This is a genomic window from Streptococcus sp. Marseille-Q6379 (assembly GCF_965119505.1).
This window is the reverse complement of the sequence record NZ_CBCPLV010000001.1, coordinates 155,426-172,471: the sequence shown is the minus strand read 5'-3', so window position 1 is coordinate 172,471 and position 17,046 is coordinate 155,426. Positions and strand designations below refer to the sequence as shown.

Annotated in this window: 17 protein-coding genes; 1 reads left to right on the top strand and 16 read right to left on the bottom strand. The window is 42.0% G+C overall.

Translation table 11 applies throughout. The annotated features are described in order from the left end of the window. Positions 1–16: 16 nt before the first annotated feature. From ACWPVZ_RS00925 to mecA, 15 genes are all read right to left on the bottom strand, one after another. A complete protein-coding gene (locus ACWPVZ_RS00925; RefSeq protein ID WP_454380529.1) occupies positions 17–2,203 on the bottom strand; it encodes a PTS transporter subunit IIBC in 2,187 nt (728 codons plus the stop codon). A 153-nt stretch (positions 2,204–2,356) separates the two neighbouring features. Beyond that, positions 2,357–3,295, bottom strand: coding sequence for an AEC family transporter (locus ACWPVZ_RS00920; protein WP_002889783.1), 939 nt, complete (start codon positions 3,293–3,295; stop codon positions 2,357–2,359). Positions 3,296–3,458: 163 nt separating this feature from the next. Then, on the bottom strand, positions 3,459–4,271 hold the full coding sequence (locus tag ACWPVZ_RS00915) for a metal ABC transporter permease (RefSeq protein WP_454380526.1): 813 nt from the start codon (positions 4,269–4,271) through the stop codon (positions 3,459–3,461). Then, a complete protein-coding gene (locus ACWPVZ_RS00910; RefSeq protein ID WP_037597367.1) occupies positions 4,264–4,971 on the bottom strand; it encodes a metal ABC transporter ATP-binding protein in 708 nt (235 codons plus the stop codon). Before ACWPVZ_RS00910 ends, ACWPVZ_RS00915 begins: the two co-directional genes overlap by 8 nt. A gap of 1 nt (position 4,972) precedes the next feature. Then, positions 4,973–5,416, bottom strand: coding sequence for a zinc-dependent MarR family transcriptional regulator (locus ACWPVZ_RS00905; protein ID WP_454380523.1), 444 nt, complete (start codon positions 5,414–5,416; stop codon positions 4,973–4,975). 163 nt (positions 5,417–5,579) lie between these two features. Further along, positions 5,580–6,557, bottom strand: a complete 978-nt coding sequence (gene dusB / locus ACWPVZ_RS00900) for a tRNA dihydrouridine synthase DusB (RefSeq protein WP_002883588.1) — start codon at positions 6,555–6,557, stop codon at positions 5,580–5,582. Beyond that, positions 6,550–7,416, bottom strand: a complete 867-nt coding sequence (gene hslO / locus ACWPVZ_RS00895; protein ID WP_002883609.1) for an Hsp33 family molecular chaperone HslO — start codon at positions 7,414–7,416, stop codon at positions 6,550–6,552. The genes dusB and hslO overlap by 8 nt, the downstream gene beginning before the upstream one ends. 80 nt (positions 7,417–7,496) lie before the next feature. Further along, positions 7,497–7,856, bottom strand: coding sequence for a hypothetical protein (locus ACWPVZ_RS00890; protein WP_037597357.1), 360 nt, complete (start codon positions 7,854–7,856; stop codon positions 7,497–7,499). Positions 7,857–8,029: 173 nt separating this feature from the next. Then, complete coding sequence (gene sufB / locus ACWPVZ_RS00885) at positions 8,030–9,448, bottom strand: Fe-S cluster assembly protein SufB (protein WP_002883666.1); 1,419 nt, start codon at positions 9,446–9,448, stop codon at positions 8,030–8,032. Between the two features lie 75 nt (positions 9,449–9,523). Beyond that, positions 9,524–9,955 (bottom strand): Fe-S cluster assembly sulfur transfer protein SufU, encoded by a 432-nt coding sequence (gene sufU / locus ACWPVZ_RS00880; protein WP_037597354.1) that lies wholly within the window; start codon positions 9,953–9,955, stop codon positions 9,524–9,526. Then, positions 9,942–11,174, bottom strand: a complete 1,233-nt coding sequence (locus ACWPVZ_RS00875) for a cysteine desulfurase (protein ID WP_454381485.1) — start codon at positions 11,172–11,174, stop codon at positions 9,942–9,944. The genes sufU and ACWPVZ_RS00875 overlap by 14 nt, the downstream gene beginning before the upstream one ends. Positions 11,175–11,227: 53 nt before the next feature. Next, positions 11,228–12,490: a Fe-S cluster assembly protein SufD gene (gene sufD, locus ACWPVZ_RS00870; RefSeq protein ID WP_414341045.1), complete on the bottom strand. Its 1,263-nt coding sequence runs from the start codon at positions 12,488–12,490 to the stop codon at positions 11,228–11,230. Between the two features lie 36 nt (positions 12,491–12,526). Next, positions 12,527–13,297, bottom strand: coding sequence for a Fe-S cluster assembly ATPase SufC (gene sufC / locus ACWPVZ_RS00865; protein ID WP_002883600.1), 771 nt, complete (start codon positions 13,295–13,297; stop codon positions 12,527–12,529). 161 nt (positions 13,298–13,458) lie between these two features. Further along, positions 13,459–14,616: a glycosyltransferase family 4 protein gene (locus ACWPVZ_RS00860; RefSeq protein WP_454380518.1), complete on the bottom strand. Its 1,158-nt coding sequence runs from the start codon at positions 14,614–14,616 to the stop codon at positions 13,459–13,461. A 3-nt stretch (positions 14,617–14,619) separates the two neighbouring features. Next, complete coding sequence (gene mecA / locus ACWPVZ_RS00855) at positions 14,620–15,369, bottom strand: adaptor protein MecA (RefSeq protein ID WP_021143484.1); 750 nt, start codon at positions 15,367–15,369, stop codon at positions 14,620–14,622. Positions 15,370–15,575: 206 nt separating this feature from the next. Here mecA and ACWPVZ_RS00850 point away from each other — a divergent pair, with 206 nt between their 5' ends. Further along, on the top strand, positions 15,576–15,947 hold the full coding sequence (locus ACWPVZ_RS00850) for a DUF3021 family protein (protein ID WP_002889766.1): 372 nt from the start codon (positions 15,576–15,578) through the stop codon (positions 15,945–15,947). Between the two features lie 59 nt (positions 15,948–16,006). On the opposite strand, the gene ACWPVZ_RS00845 is transcribed toward ACWPVZ_RS00850, so the two are convergent. Beyond that, a complete protein-coding gene (locus tag ACWPVZ_RS00845; protein ID WP_002883622.1) occupies positions 16,007–16,861 on the bottom strand; it encodes an undecaprenyl-diphosphate phosphatase in 855 nt (284 codons plus the stop codon). Positions 16,862–17,046 lie beyond the last annotated feature (185 nt).

Here is a 17,046-nt window from a genome sequence, read left to right as displayed (position 1 = left end):
TTTATCGTTTAGCAAATTAAAGTTCTACTTTTGCAACTGGAGCGTCAGCAGCCAATTTACCTGTATGTTCTACTTTAACTGATTTGATTGCATCTGCATTTGTAAAGACAACAACTGTAGATGTTGCACGACCTGCTTCACGGATAGCATCAAGGTTTGCTTCAACCAAGAGGTCACCTGCAGCAACTGTTTGACCTTCAGTAACTTTAACGTCGAATGGTTTACCTTCAAGACTGACAGTGTCAAGTCCGATGTGAACCAAAACTTCAAGACCATTGTCAGTTACCAAACCAAGAGCGTGTTTAGTTGGGAAGATACTTGTCACTTTACCAGCTACTGGTGAAACGATTTTACCGTTTTCTGGTTCTACAGCGAAACCGTCACCCATCATTTTTTGTGAGAATACTGGGTCTTTAACATCTTCGATGTTGATAACTTGACCATCAGCGACTGAATGCACTTCATCAGTAACACCTTTGAATTTAGCTTCTGCTTTTTGAACAGCAGTCATTTGACTTGGAAGTGTTTCAGGGATAACTTCACCTGAATCAAGTACATCTTGGATATCAGATTTCAATACGTCAGCTTTAGGACCGTAGATAGCTTGGACACCTTGACCTTTCATAACAAGACCCATAGCGCCTTCAGCTTTCCATTGAGCTTCAGTTCCGACTTTTTCAGCGTCTTTAACAGTAACACGGAGACGAGTCATACATGCGTCAACATCGACGATGTTAGCACGTCCACCAAGAAGGTTGATAATGTTGATAACTTGTGAACTTGCTGAGCTTGTTCCAGCACCTGCTGATCCAGCAGATTCTGCAGGAGCATCATCGTTTTGTTCATAGTTACCGTTACGTCCTGGTGTAGCGTAATCAAATTTCTTAATCATGAAGTTTGCGATGAAGAACATGATAACACCAAAGAGTACAGTTACCCAAATGAAGTTAACGATATCCATCGCCAAACCAGCGTTAATAGCGAGTGGTGTACGTGTCAAGAATTCGATAGAACCGAATGAGTGAACACGAAGGTGAACGATATCAGCCATTGCAAAGGCAGCACCTTGTACAAATGCGTAAATAATGTAAAGTGGAGTAGCTACGAACATGAACATGTACTCGATAGGTTCTGTTACCCCTGTCAAGAATGTTGCAAGCGCAGTCGCAGTCAACATACCTTTGTACTGATGTTTCTTATCATCATCAACGTTACGGTAGATAGCTACCACCATACCCATCAAGATACCAAATGAACCAATCATTTGACCAACTTTAAAGCGGGCTGGTGTAACAGAGTCAAGAAGGTGTTTGTATTGATCAGGATGTGCCCCTTTAAGGTTTGCAAGGTCAGTAACCCAAGCAAGCCATAGTGGGTCTTGACCCAATACCTTAGTACCTTTTGCAGCACCAGTCAAGACTTCATAAGTACCACCCAATTGAGTGTAGTTAATTGGGATAGTCAACATGTGGTGAAGACCAAATGGCAAGAGAAGACGTTCCAATGTACCGAACAAGAACGGTGCCAAGATTGGAGCAGTTTCTTTTGAGCTGGCAATCCACATACCAAAGCCGTTGATTCCTGATTGGATAACTGGCCATACGATAGCAAGAACGATAGCTGCAATAGCTGAACGAAGAATAACTACGAATGGTACGAAACGTTTACCATTGAAGAATGACAAAGCTTCTGGCAATTTACGGAAGTTATAGTATTTATTGAAGGCAGTAGCTCCGATGAAACCAGAGATGATACCTACGAACACACCCATGTTAAGGGCTGGAGCTTCCATAACACTGATGAAGTAATCAGATACCTTGATTGATTGACCAAAAATGGTGTGGACTGTAGCAGCCTTATCAGCAAGAATATCTGAAGTAACACCAAAGATTGAACCAGTCAAACGGTTAATCAAGATAAAGGCAAGACCTGCCGCAAAGGCACCGCCTGCACGTTCCTTAGCCCAGCTACCACCAATGGCAAGGGCGAACAAGATGTGAAGGTTACCAATAACCCCCCAACCAATCTGCTCAAGAAATCCACCTGTAATAACGAGTGGTGCCATGTTTGGATTAATCATGGCAATCGTTTTACCGATAGAAATCATGAGACCTGCTGCTGGCATAACCGCGATAACAACCATGAGGGCTTTACCGAATTTTTGCCAGAACTCAAAGCCAAATTTTTCTTTTAGCTTATTCATTTCATTTCCTCCTACGTTTGATGCAAACGTTTGCATAACTTATGTAATTATTATAGCATCTTTTTAGAATTTGTAAAGCGTTTTCGTAAACTTTTTTTGAATTTTTTTACAAATTTAAAAAACCCCAGAAAAACCGGGGTTACTTGATTATTTTTAAGCCATAAGGACCATCAAAATTGGAATTACAATCATGGTAGCAAGGGTAGTCTCAGTAACCATGACAGCAGCGTAATCACTATCAGCCCCATATAGTTTAGCAACGACTGGAGCATTGGTCATGACAGGCATAGCCGACTGGATGATAAAAACTTGCTTCATCAAGGTTGGGAGGGGCGCCCAATATACGATGGTAGCCATCAAGAGAGGGGCAACCACAAAGCGTCCCAGCAAAATCAGTAACTGGTCCTTTTTAAGAACCAACTGCTTGACACCTGCATTGGATACTGACAAACCGATGAAAATCATAGATAGAGGAGTCGTCAAACTACCTAAATACTGCAAGTCACTGGCTAAAAAGCTTGGTAATTTAATATGGAGGATAACAATAATAAGGCCTAACATGAAGCCCATTAGAGGGGGGGAGAAGATTTTTTTCAGACTTGTTCTTAAATCAAATTCAGCGTCTCCTTCCCCATCACGTTGGATGAGGTAGGTCCCCAAGGTCCAGAAAAAGGTCGTATTGCACATATAATAGATAAGAACATAGGGGATACTAGCATCGCCAAAGAGGGCTTGATTGATAGGGAGCCCCACAAAAATGGTATTCGAATTAAAAAACATGGAAATAAAGAGACCACGACGCTCCTTTTTCACTGCAAAAATTCTAGCCACCGCTGTCGCAATCCCGAGTAAAATCACCATAGAAAGTGTAGGAAAACGCAATTCCGGCAACATTTTAAGTAGGTCTGCCGCTGTGAAACGCTGTGTAATCGTATAGAGCATATAACAAGGAAGGGCAATTTGAGTGACTAGCTTAGCTATAAGACCACGTGACTTGTCGTCAAACCAGCCTTTTTCACCCATTACGAATCCCACTAAAATCATACCCAAAATGACTAGGATTCCCGATATACTCGTTAGAAAGATTTCCATGTTTTCTCCTTTTTTGTTACTATTACAAATGATAGTGGATACTAGAGAAATATAATCATCATTTCTGCCTAGAAAGCTACCATTCTTATTTTAACTTCTCTCAAAAACCACTTTAGTATATCACAAAAAGAGCTTGATTTCTCAAGCCCTTTTCTTCTATTATCTATTCTGCTTTTAAGAGAGGTTCAAAGATTGATACCAGACCAAAGAAGGCGATGAAGATAAGGGTAATAGTGGCACTAGCTGGTGTTTCCCAATAATAGGAAATAAAAATACCAGAGAGCATGCCAACCAAACCAATACCAATAGCCCAGAAAATGACAGATTTAAAGGTTTGACCTATTTTCATACCAATAGCTGCTGGAAGAATCATGATGGTGGAAACCAAAAGTGATCCTGCTGCTGGAATCATCAGGGCAATCGCTATCCCTGTCACAATATTGAAGAGGAGAGACATGAGACGAACTGGCAAGCCATCCACATGAGCGGTGTCCTCGTCAAAGGTTAAAAGATACATAGGACGAATAAAGAGTAAGGTCAAGATCAGTACAATAGCCGCAATAACAAAGAGGGCATAGACCTGTTCAGAGCTAATGGTGATGATAGAACCAAAAAGATAGCTATCCAGACTCATGCTACTGCTACCCGCCTTGTTACTAAGAATAAGAGCCACTGCCAATCCCATTGACATGAGGATAGCCGTTGAAATCTCCATATAATGCTTGTAACTGACCCTGAGATATTCCAAAACCAAAGCGGCAATAACCACAACCACAAGGGTCATCCAAGTGGTTGATTGTCCCAAGAAAATCCCAACAGCCACCCCAGCTAGGGACACGTGACTCAAGGTATCGCTCATCAGACTCTGACGACGAAGAATTAAGAAGAGCCCCAAAATCGGAGAAAATATACTGATAGCAATCACGGCGAGAATAGCACGTTGCATAAAATCATAGGCTAATAATTCACTAATCATGTCTGTGCTCCTCTCCATCCTTTTCATGAACATTGAAACAACGCCAAGGCAATTTCTGATTACGAACCAGATGAATATTACGGTCTGTGTACTCTTTGACTTCCTCTGGGTCGTGGGTAATCATCAAGACCGACTTGCCATGCTTGTGAGCCGAGTGGTGCATGAGTTCATAGAAAGTATTAGCTGTCCCTGCATCCATACCCGTCGTTGGCTCATCCAAGACAAAAATATCTGGATCTGAGGCAAAAATACGAGCAATAACAGCACGTTGCTTCTGGCCACCTGAGAGACGCCCAATTTGCTTGTGACGATTTTCCCACATACCTACAGACTCAAGGGCACGTTGAACGTGTTCCAAGTCGTGCTTCGTCAAACGACGAAACCACCCCTGACGAGGATAACGGCCAGACTTCACAAACTCGTAGACCGTGCTCGGAAAACCTGCATTAAAGCTGGCAATTTGCTGGGGAAGATAGGCCATACGAAGCTTTTTACCATCTTTATTGGTTTCAGAGATGGTTACAGTTCCCTTCTTAGGCTTGAGAATTCCCAGGGTAGCCTTGATAAGCGTTGACTTGGCAGCTCCATTTTCCCCAGTCAGGGTTACAAACTCCCCAGAATCCAAATGATAGTGAATATTGTCCAGAACGGGCTCCGCATCATACTGGAAGCTCAGTCCTTCAACTGTAATATAGCGCATCTTATTCCTCAATTTTTTCTGCTAATTCTGTCAAGAAACGTCCAATAACCTGACGCTCTTGATTATCAAACTGATCCAATACAGACCGATAAACCCCCAAGGTCTCTTGGTGGTGTTCCTCATGCTCCTGAGCTATGGGTTGAGCCTCTTGTGTCAAGACAAAGTAGGTCACGCGCCCATCATCCTTGTCTTTCTTAGCCTCCAACATACCCTCTTTGACCAAGGTTTTAACAGCCTTGGTAACAGCAGCCTGACTGACATTTAAGGTCTTTGCCAACTCCGAATTGGTCTTGCGACCCTCAGCCAAAAGCATGAGAATATGTTCCTGAGTATTAGTCAATTTGACTTGACTACGGCACTGACCAATAAGGAGCTCATGCTGATTTTCAGCCTTAAGCAAAATTTGATTAATCAATTGATTGACTTGTTCTTCTAGTTCTAGCATTGCTTTCTCCATTTACTTAACCAGTTAATTATATCGAAAACACAGAGGTTTTGCAAGGGAAGACCAAGAAAAAGATTAGCGATGGGCTATCATCACTATCAAGGAAGAATAAGGGTAAAATAAAAACCTAACCAAGCTGGTTAAGTTTTTATCAGATATAGAATTATCGCAAAGTTGCAAAGATTTCTTCAACCTGAGCAACAGACTCGGCACGTGAGACTTCTCCACGAACCTTAGCTGCTCCTGCTGTTCCACGAAGATAGTGTGGTGCCAGACCACGGAATTCACGGACAGCAATCTTTTCACCTTTAAGGTCCACCAAACGTTTGAGGTGGTCTTCAGCGATGTCCAATTTTTTATCAAATGGAAGCTCTGGCAATTCCTCTCCTGTTTCGAAGAAGTGATTGATTTGCGTGAAGATGTATGGATTATTCATGGCTGCACGACCAACCATAACGGCATCTACACCAAGTTCTTCAATCATAAGTTTAGCGTCTTGAACGCTACGAACATCGCCGTTTCCGATAAACGGAATCTTAGTGATAGCCTTAGCAACACGGGCCAAAGTCTCGTGATCACAGTGACCTGTGTACATTTGCTCACGAGTACGGCCGTGCATAGCAAGGGCAGAAACACCTGCAGACTCAGCTGCAAGGGCATTTTCTACAGCCAAGTCACTGTCTGACCAACCTGTACGCATCTTAACGGTCAGAGGAATATCAAGTACTGACGTTACTTCCTTGACGATGTGGTAAATCTTGTCTGGATCCTTGAGCCACTTGGCACCAGCTTCATTTTTGACTACCTTATTGACCGGACAACCCATGTTGATATCAACGATATCAGCCTTGGTATTGGTCTGGATAAAGTCAGCCGCACGCTTCAAGCCCTCAGCATCACCACCGAAAAGCTGGATAGACATTGGATGTTCATTCTCATCGATGTGAAGCATGTGGAGGGTCTTCTCATTATTGTAGAGGAGACCTTTTTCAGAAATCATCTCCATCACCACAAGGCCAGCACCAAACTCCTTGGCAATAGTACGGAAGGCAGAGTTGGTCACACCTGCCATAGGAGCTAGTACTGTACGATGAGGAATCTCCACATTTCCAATCATGAAGGATGAATTAAGTTTAGTCATTGATGAGTTCCTCCAAGTCAGCTTCTGAAAATTCATATTTGGTTTGGCAGAATTGACAGACGATTTCAGCCCCATGGTCCTCGTCTTTCATAGCTTGAAGTTCATCCTTACCAAGTGTCAAGAGGGCATTTTCAAAGCGTTCACGTGAGCAATCACACTCAAAGCTAAGCTCCTCTTCAGACAAACGTTTGAAAGGTTCATCCCCATAAATGGCATTCAAGAGAGCTTCGATATGGTCATCAGACTCCAAAAGCGTTGAAATGGCTGGCATCTCTTGGATGCGTTTTTCGTAACGAGCGATTTCTTCCTCGCTAGCTCCTGGCAAGACCTGAAGCATGAAGCCACCAGCAACCTTGACCTTGTCCTCTTCGTCAAGAAGTACATTAAGACCTACAGCAGATGGCGTTTGCTCAGATTCTGTCAAATAGTAGGCAAAGTCTTCACCGATTTCACCAGAAATAAGTGGTGTTGATGACGTGTAGGGATTACCAGTTCCATAATCGATGATAGAAACAAACTGCCCTTGTCCCATGAAAGGACCCACCAAGACTTCACCAGTTGCTGTTTTCTTGATGTCCACACCTGGATTTTGGATGTAGCCCTTAACATGTCCTTTGGTATCAGCTACAGAGATGATATGCCCAAAAGAGCTGTTCCCGATAACTTTAACCGTAATTTTGCTCTCACCTTTTTGATTAGCAGCCAAGATTTGATTGGCAATAAGGGTACGCCCCAAAGCGACTGTTGAAGATGATAATGTATTGTGTTTTTCTTGTGCGGTTCTAACTGTTTCAGTGCTATCAAGAACGTAAGCACGGAAAGAACCTGATTCTGAAATTGTTTTTATTAATTTATCCATAGTGACTCTATTATAACACAAAAAAGAGGGTGGAAAAGTCGTAAACGCTTGGCGTTTCCTCTCCCACTCTCTCTAGCAAATTACCATGAAAATTCGGACAGCTTTTCCCTCAAACTTGCTATTTTCCTCTCGTCAAAATGGTGTTTCTGCCTTATTACAGGTGGCAAATTCTCCAAATACTCCATATAGACACTGACAAGGAGATTATAGTCGTTAGTCGTCAAACGCTTGAGTTGACTATGAATGAAGGTAGTTGCCTGATCATACTGTTCATGGATTAACAAGTCATCAATGTAGTCATTTCCATCAATAGTGCGACCTTGCTCGTCCTCCACCTGACCTAAATCAATATCTAGAGTCTCAAATTTAAAAGCCTTACTGACAACATTAGCTGTCCCACGAATCTGATTGAGTAGCCAGTCACTGTTATATACTCCCATATTAGTCCCCTCCATTACTGCTATTCAAATCTATTATATCTTTTTAAATATCAGTTGTAAACGTTTTCTGATCATTACAATCACTCCTTTCCTAACATTAATCTAGAGCTCATTTCTTGATTTTTCAAGCAAAACAAAAAGGACCGTCTGGTCCCTTTAGATTATCAGAGTTTTTACCCAACTGATCCTTCCATTTCATAACTAATCAAGCGGTTAAGCTCAACAGCATATTCCATTGGAAGTTCTTTGGTAAATGGTTCCACAAATCCCATGACAATCATCTCTGTTGCTTCTTGTTCTGAAAGTCCACGGCTCATGAGGTAGTAGAGTTGCTCTTCAGAAATCTTAGAAACCTTAGCTTCGTGTTCAAGAGCAACTTGTGAGTTATGGATTTCGTTGAATGGGATAGTATCTGATTTAGACAAATCATCCATCAAGATGGTGTCACATTCGATGTGAGATACCGATTTCTTAGAATCCTTGTTGAAAGTGACTTGTCCACGGTAGTCAACCTTACCACCATTACGGGCGATTGATTTAGAGACAATAGATGATGATGTATGCGGTGCATTGTGAATCATCTTAGCCCCTGTATCTTGGTGTTGACCCGCATTGGCGAAGGCGATTGAAAGCATGGTACCACGCGCACCTTCTCCATCAAGGTAAACAGATGGATACTTCATAGTTACTTCGGCTCCAAGGTTACCATCAATCCACTCAACAGTCGCATTTTTCTTAGCCGTAGCACGTTTAGTCACCAAGTTGTAAACGCTATCTGACCAGTTTTGGATAGTTGAGTAGCGCATGTAGGCACCATCAAGTGCAAAGATTTCAACGATAGCCGCATGAAGGCTGGCAGTTGTGTAAGTTGGCGCTGTACATCCTTCAACATAGTGAACGCTGGCACCTTCATCAACGATGATAAGAGTACGTTCAAACTGAGCAGTTGCTTCGTTATTGATACGGAAGTAGGTTTGAAGCGGAATATCCACCTTAACGCCTTTAGGTACATAGATAAAGGTACCACCTGACCAGAAGGCTGAGTTAAGGGCTGCAAATTTATTATCTGTTGGCGGAACTAGTTTTGAGAAGTACTTCTTGAAGAGTTCTGGATGCTCTTTAAGAGCTGAATCCGTATCTGTAAAGATAATCCCCAACTTGTCGTACTCTTCTTTCATATTGTGGTAAACCACTTCTGATTCATACTGAGCTGAGGCTCCAGCAAGATAAGCACGCTCTGCTTCTGGGATACCAATACGTTCAAAAGTTTCCTTAATTTTCTCAGGAACATCTTCCCAGTCACGAGCAGGTTTGTCTGATGCCTTTTGGAAATAAGTCAGGTCATCAAAGTTAATACCAGAAAGGTCTGGTCCCCACTCTTGCATAGCCATTTTGTTAAAGGTTTCCAATGATTTTAAGCGGAATTCAAGCATCCACTCAGGTTCCCCCTTTTCAGCAGACATGGCACGGACAACGTCTTCACTGATTCCTTTTCCGGTTGAAAAGACTGGTGTCACATCGTCATGGAAACCGTATTTATATTCTCCCAAATCAATAGGTTTTGGTTCTACTTTTTCATTTGTTTCAGTCATAGTATTTTCCTTTATTAAAGGTTTGATTCGTTTTCCTTTTTGCTTGGGCAAGGAGACTGACTGCTCCTTGACTTCCTAAAGCTCACTTCTCTCTATAGCTTTTTTAAGGGCATTCCAAGAGAGTGTTGCACATTTGATACGTTGTGGAAATTTAGAAACCCCTGCCAAGAGCTTAGCCTCACCTAGCTTATCTTCATCTTCATGATCTCCTTGAATCATAAGAGAGAAAATCTCCGCTAGTTCCAAAGCCTCTGCCTTAGTTTTACCAATAACCGCATCCGTCATCATACTTGATGACGCTGTAGAAATGGTACAACCATCTCCAGCAAAGGCAATGTCTTCAATCACGTCACCATCAAATTTTACTGACAGATTGATAACATCTCCACAAGTCGGATTATTCAGTTGAAGTTGCTCCACATCAGGTAGAACACCATGATGGTGAGGGCTCTTAGAGTGATCGGCCACAACAGCCATATATAAACTATCTAGTCTAGAGAGTGCCATTGAAAAACTCCTTCGTCGCAAGAATTGCCTCTACAAGCTTGTCACAATCCTCTTTAGTATTGTAAATATAGAAGCTTGCTCGGGCAGCTGATGAGATACCTAAATGATTGATTAAAGGCTGAGCACAGTGGTGACCTGCACGCACTGCTACTCCTTCATAGTCAAGGGCAGTCGCCACATCATGAGGATGAAGCCCATCAATGTTAAAGGCAATAACACCTGCGTGCTGGCTAGGATTCTCTGGACCGTAGACTGTCAATCCCTCAATCTCATGAAGTTTAGGCAAAACATAGTCTACTAACTCCTGCTCGTAAGCATGAACATTTTCCATACCTAAAGCAGAGAGATAGTCCACAGCAGCACCAAGAGCAATAGCCCCCGCAATGTTAGGTGTACCAGCCTCAAATTTCCAGGGCAATTCCTTCCAAGTGGCTTCCTGTTCATAAACGAAATCAATCATTTCACCACCAAATTCAATAGGATTCATCTGGTTAAGAATCTCTTCCTTGCCGTAAAGAACCCCAATCCCTGTTGGACCTAACATCTTATGTCCAGAAAGGGTGAAGAAATCACAATCCAAATCCTGAACATCAATGGCCATGTGGGGCGCCGATTGGGCACCGTCCACCACCATATAGGCACCAACTTGGTGGGCGAGCTTGGCAATTTCTTTGACAGGATTGATGCAGCCTAAAACGTTAGAAACCTGAGCTAGACTGACAAATTTTGTCTTTTCAGTAATCTTGTTGGCCAAATCTTCCATATCCAATTGGCCATCCTTCAAGTAGGCGTAAACAAGTTTAGCCCCCGTCTTCTTACAAGCTTCCTGCCAAGGAATGATATTCGAGTGGTGTTCCATAATTGAAATAACCACCTCATCTCCTGGCTCAAGAACCTGCTCTGCAAAACGACCAATCCAGTTAAGACCTGTCGTCGTTCCACGGGTAAAAAGGACCTCTTTGGTTGATTTAGCATTGATAAACTGACGAAGCTTTTCACGACTAGCTTCGTAAGTAGCTGTTGCACGCTCAGCCAAGGTATGCACACCACGGTGAACATTGGCATTGTCCTCATGATAGTAAGCCATGAGAGCGCCCAAAACGACTTGAGGCTTCTGGGTCGTTGCTGCATTATCCAAGTATACCAAAGGTTCATCATTAACTACCTGATCTAAAATGGCAAAATCTTGTCGAATCTTATAGGCATCTAAAGCTGACATCATATCTCCCTATCTAGATATATTATAGGTTAGACTATCTGCGTCGATAGTTCCTAACGTTTGTTTAGTTTTGTATCAGTTACAGAAATCATTTCATCGCGTACTTCTTTAACTGGAATTTCGGTAATAACCGCTCCCAAGAAACCGCGAATAACCAAACGTTCTGCAGTGTCTTGATCAAGTCCACGACTCATGAGGTAATACATATCCTCTGGATCCACCTGACCGATTGAAGCAGCATGCCCTGCCGTAACTTCGTTTTCGTCAATCAAGAGGATTGGGTTCGCATCTGAACGTGCCTTGTCAGAAAGCATTAGAACACGGCTTTCTTGTTGTGCATCAGCACCCTTAGCACCTTTGACAATGTGACCAATACCATTGAAAGTCAAGGTACCACGTTCCAAAATAACACCATGTTGTAGGATATGTCCCACAGAGTTGTTACCATAGTTAGTTACACGAGTATCAATTCCTTGAACCTGACGCCCTGATGAAAGACCAATAACTTTAAGGTTGGCATGACTTCCATTACCAATCAAGTCACTATCAAAGTCAGCAATAACATTGCCCTCGTTCATGATACCAAGAGCCCAGTCAATGCTGGCATCACGACCGATACGACCACGACGACTAATATAAGTTGTAACGTTTTCGCCCAAACGGTCAATAGCAGCAAACTTAACTTGTGCACCATCTTGAGCAATGACTTCAACTGAAATATTGGCACTAGCTTCTTCAGTCGCTTCACCTAGCGTTTCAAAGCGCTCAAGGTAAGTCAATTTACTGTTTTTACCAGCCACGATCAAAACGTGTTTGTTAAATGGAACATTTGAAGTTCCATCTTGGTAAAAATAGCTTTCAACTGGCAAGTCAATTTCAACATTATCTGGTACGTAAAGGACCGCTGCACTATTGAAATAGGCATAGTTATAAGCTGCCAATTTGTCCTCATCATAGGCTACAGCCTTACCAAAGAAGGCTTTAACGACTTCTGGGATTTCCTCAAGAGCAGTCGTCAGGTCTGTGAAGACCACACCTTGACTAATCAAGTCAGCTGGCAATTGTTCAAGTACAGTATTTGTTCCTACTTGGACCAATTTAGGGTTGTTTCCAAGCGCTGTAAAATCAGGTACATTTGCTGATGGTTCATTTTCAGTAATCGTTCCATCACCGAGATTCCAACGGTGGAATTTAACACGCTCAATTTTTGGAAGAGCCAAACTTTCAAGCTTATCAAAGGCTGCTTGACGAAGGTCTTGCAACCAAAGTGGCTCTGCTTTTGCTTGTGAAAAAGCGATAATAGATTCTTTTGACATAGGTTACTCCTTTTCTAGTTATTTCGAGTAACAGACTTACGCTTCTTCGTGGTACTCGTAACCGAGCTCTTCAGCGATTTTCGCATAACCTTCTTGCTCAAGACGAGCAGCCAATTCAGGACCACCTGAAAGAACCACTTTACCTTCCATCATCACGTGTACGACATCTGGAGTGATGTAGTTCAAGAGACGTTGGTAGTGAGTGATAATCATGGCACCAAAGCCTTCGCCACGCATAGCGTTAACCCCTTTTGAAACCACTTTAAGGGCATCGATATCAAGACCTGAGTCAATCTCATCGAGAAGAGCAAACTTAGGTTCCAACATGAGCAATTGAAGAATTTCGTTACGTTTTTTCTCACCACCTGAGAAACCTTCGTTAAGGTAACGCTCAGCCATTTCTTCACGCATACCAAGCAATTCCATCTTTTCATCCAATTTAGTGATAAAATCAAGAACAGAAATCTTTTCGTCATCTTCTTTACCAGCGTTCATAGCCGCACGGATGAACTCAGCATTTGTGATTCCTGGGATTTCAGCTGGGTATTGCATAGCAAGGAAAAGACCTAGGCGTGCACGTTCGTCAACTTCCAAGTCAAGGATACTTTCACCATCAAAAAGGATGTCCCCTTCTGTGATCTCATAGTTTGGATTACCCATGATAGCAGCTGAAAGGGTAGATTTACCAGTTCCGTTAGGACCCATGATAGCAGCAATCTCACCAGTTTTAAGAGTCAAATTAAGACCCTTCAAGATTTCTTTATCTTCAACAGAAACATGAAGATTTTTGATTTCAAGTACAGACATTGTATACTCCTTTTTCATATATACAGCGAGCAGTCGCTCGCTAATTTGCATTATTTTTTTGAAAATAGTCTTGCTATTTTCTGGAAAACAAAAAGAGAACTTCCATTTTCCTTAATTAGAATCATTATAACAAAAAAGCCATTACTTGGCTTTTCAAATGTTTAATTTTTTCGCCCTTGCTTCCATTTTAACAGGGTTGCTTGGCGATAATCACTATTTCCGATAAATTTCAGGAGGTTGAAGAGAGGTGTTCGACCAACGCCCCAAATCTCAAGCCCCTCAATCAGAATTTCCAATCCCAGAAGTAAACTCAAGAGCAAGAGAATACCACCAAGACGGCTAGAAACATTTAACAAGAGGGCAATCAATGAAAAGAGGATAGCGATGGCATAGACCACTAGAACCGCTCCACGATGAGTAAAGCCCATAGCTAGGAGACGATGATGCAAATGCATCTTGTCAGCTTCCATAGCTGGGCGCCCTGACAACTTACGGCGGAAAATAGCCACCACTGTGTCAACAATAGGCACTCCAAGGATAATAACAGGTGACAAAATAGCCACCGCTGTCGCATTTTTCAACCCTTGCAATGACAAGACACCAATCATAAAGCCAATAAAGAGCGCCCCTGTATCACCTAGATAGATAATCGCTGGATGATAATTGTAAGGGAAAAATCCCATAATGGCAGCCACCAAGACAAAGATGGTCATGGTCAAGAAAATATCAGTGTCATAGAGGAAGAAATAAGAAATCACCCCCATAGTCATAAGGGAAATGATAGAAACTCCTCCAACTAAGCCATCCAAACCATCAATCAGATTAATGGCATTGGTGATGGCCGCAATCCATAACACCGTTAAAATCAAGGTCAAGACCGGCCCAAAATGAATCATGGGACCACCAAATGGAATCTTAAAGCTATCAAATCGGAAGTCTGTAAAAGCCCAAACGATGACAGCTCCAATGACAATACCAAGCATCTTAGGTAGAGGCTTTAATTCCAAGATATCATCAATGAAGCCAGTCAGAGCTACGACAGATCCTCCTACAACAACCGGCAAGATGTACCTGATGTAAGAAACATGCCAGATATCCTTATGAATAATCATAGGCATAAAGACCAAGGTCGCTAGTACAAAGGCCAACAAAATAGCTAGGCCACCAGCACTAGGCATTGGCTTTTTATTGATACGTCTTGCATTGGGATTGTCAACAGCTCCGACACGTAAGGCCAAAGAGCGTACCAAAGGAGTCGCCACAATGGCGATCAAAAAGGTCCCAATCAAAACGAATATATAGTTAATGGTCCAAGGCATGTCTTAGCTCCATTTCGTTGCTTGTAGTACCGGTAAGGCGTCCTCTTCCATCAAAATTGTTGCATGCTCTTGTAGGTAGGCACGTGTTCGGTCTGCCACATTCGCATATTCAAGAAAACGCGCATACATATTGTTCGCGTAATAATCAGGCTCATCAGCCAAGTAAAGAAGGATTGTCATATAGTAGACATCCCCAAGTTTATAAAGCTCAGAACCTTCAACAGGCACATCCTTCAAGCCTTGTGTAAAGGTCACTACTTGATCAAAGTCAGAGAAAGCCAAGACATAGTGGGTATAGTCTTCACGAATATTTTCTTCAGCCACTTCCTTGGTAGGCTCTGTCATAGCCTTATCAACTTCTTCCAAGGTCTTCTCAAGTTCTTCGAGCTTATGGTGTGCTTCGATATCCCCCTTGTCCATAAAGTTACCTTCAAGAGCCTTGAGGAACTCTTCTGGAGAAAGACCTGAGTAGTCGTCCATATCTGACAAATCGTTGAAATCAAGGTCTTCCTTAAGATCTGATTTAGTCACAAAGACATCCACACGGTCCTTGCGTGGCGTGACACGGAAGCTCAGCATCCCGCTATTTTTAAAGTTATCAGGCAAGTCCAACTCATCCATGACAGTGTAGAAAAATTCCTCTGTTTTTTCCTGGGGAATCAAGAAATCTTTCAATTCCATACCATGTTCTTCAAGATCTTCCATGGTAATCATGATTTTTAGAGTTGTCTCGCTTATTTGTTTCATTTCCATATGTAAAAAACCTCGCACGAGTAGTTATTTCATTATACTAGAAAAGCCAAGAGATAGCAATTTCTGAGCAAGCTTGCGTCTTATTTAGGATAGGGTTTCTAAAAACTTCTCAATGCTAACAAAACCTTGTATTTCCCCATTAATACCTGTCATCTCCCCCAGAAAGCGATATAATATAAGTGAAACTATACGTGGAGGTGATGACCATGACTGCCTACAAAAAAGGGTGGCTACGAGCTAGCATTGCTGGAGGAATAACGAGTTTATTGACGCTCTTTCTCTACTTGTCGGGGCAACCTCATCAAGTAAACAAATCTACCTTTCTTACGGGGCTAATTGTCGCCATCATACTAGCAACTGCTCCCATTTACGACGATAACCGTTTATCGCTCAAACAGCAATCACTGCTCCACTTCTCTATCATGTGTGTTACCATCCTTCCAATCCTCTGTTTGTCTGGATGGTATCCCTTGCATAATGTCGTGGACTTCTTGAAAATCCTAGCTAGCTTCTTAACTTGCGGACTGGTCCTATGGTTGCTGGCTTATCTCATCTTTGGAAAACTTATCCACAAATGATTTCAAAACCAGATAAAAAGGACTCCAATTGAAGTCCTTTTCAGTTTACTTAAAAGTAATTATCCAAAAATAAGTTTAACAGCTCCATAGAGAAGCACAATAATACCAAGCACGATACGGTATTTTCCGAAAACTGTAAAATCATGTTTCTTAATGTAATTCATCAAGAAGCGAATCACGAACAAGCTGACAACAAAGGCTGTCACACTAGCTACCAAGAGAATAGCTACTTGTCCACCTGTCAAAGTATTTCCGTCAATGAAGTACTTAACTGCCTTAAGGCCACTGTAACCAAACATGGTTGGAATACCAAGGAAGAAAGTGAAGTCAGCAGCTACGCTACGACTAGTACCAACGATGATACCCCCAAGAATAGTAGCACCTGAACGGCTTGTCCCTGGAATGATACTCAAGACTTGGAAAAGACCAATATAGAAAGCTGTCTTGTAAGACATACGTGCCAAATCCGTTACCTTAGGCTCTACACGTCGATTGCGGTCCTCAATCCAAATAAAGGCAATCCCGTAGACCACCAACATAATAGCTACTACAAAGAAATTACTGAGATGAGCCTCCATCCAGTCATCTAAAAGAAGCCCAAAGAAGGCTGAAGGAATACAGGCAATGACCACCTTGAGCCAAAGTTGCCAAGTCAACTGCACTTCACGTGCTGTCTTACCAGGTTGGAAGGGATTCAAGCGTTTAAAGTAGATGACCATAACCGCAAGAATAGCACCAAGTTGGATTACGATATTAAACATATCAATGAAATCTTTACTCTGTCTCAAATTCAAGAATTCATTAACCAAAATCAAGTGACCTGTAGATGAAATAGGTAGCCACTCTGTGATTCCTTCGACAATCCCAAGAAAGACTGCTTTTAATAATTCAATAATAAATTGTGCCGTTTGCATAATTATCTCCGTTTTAAAATGCTAGCCCCATCACACCAAAAATGATCAGGGCTCCAAATTGTCCTTCCCATTATATCAAATTACAACTTGTATTTGAAGACAATCTTGATATAGAGATTGTTTTTCTAATCCCAGCTTATTGTCATTAGTCCTAATTTCCTGTAAAATAGTAAGGTATGACATTT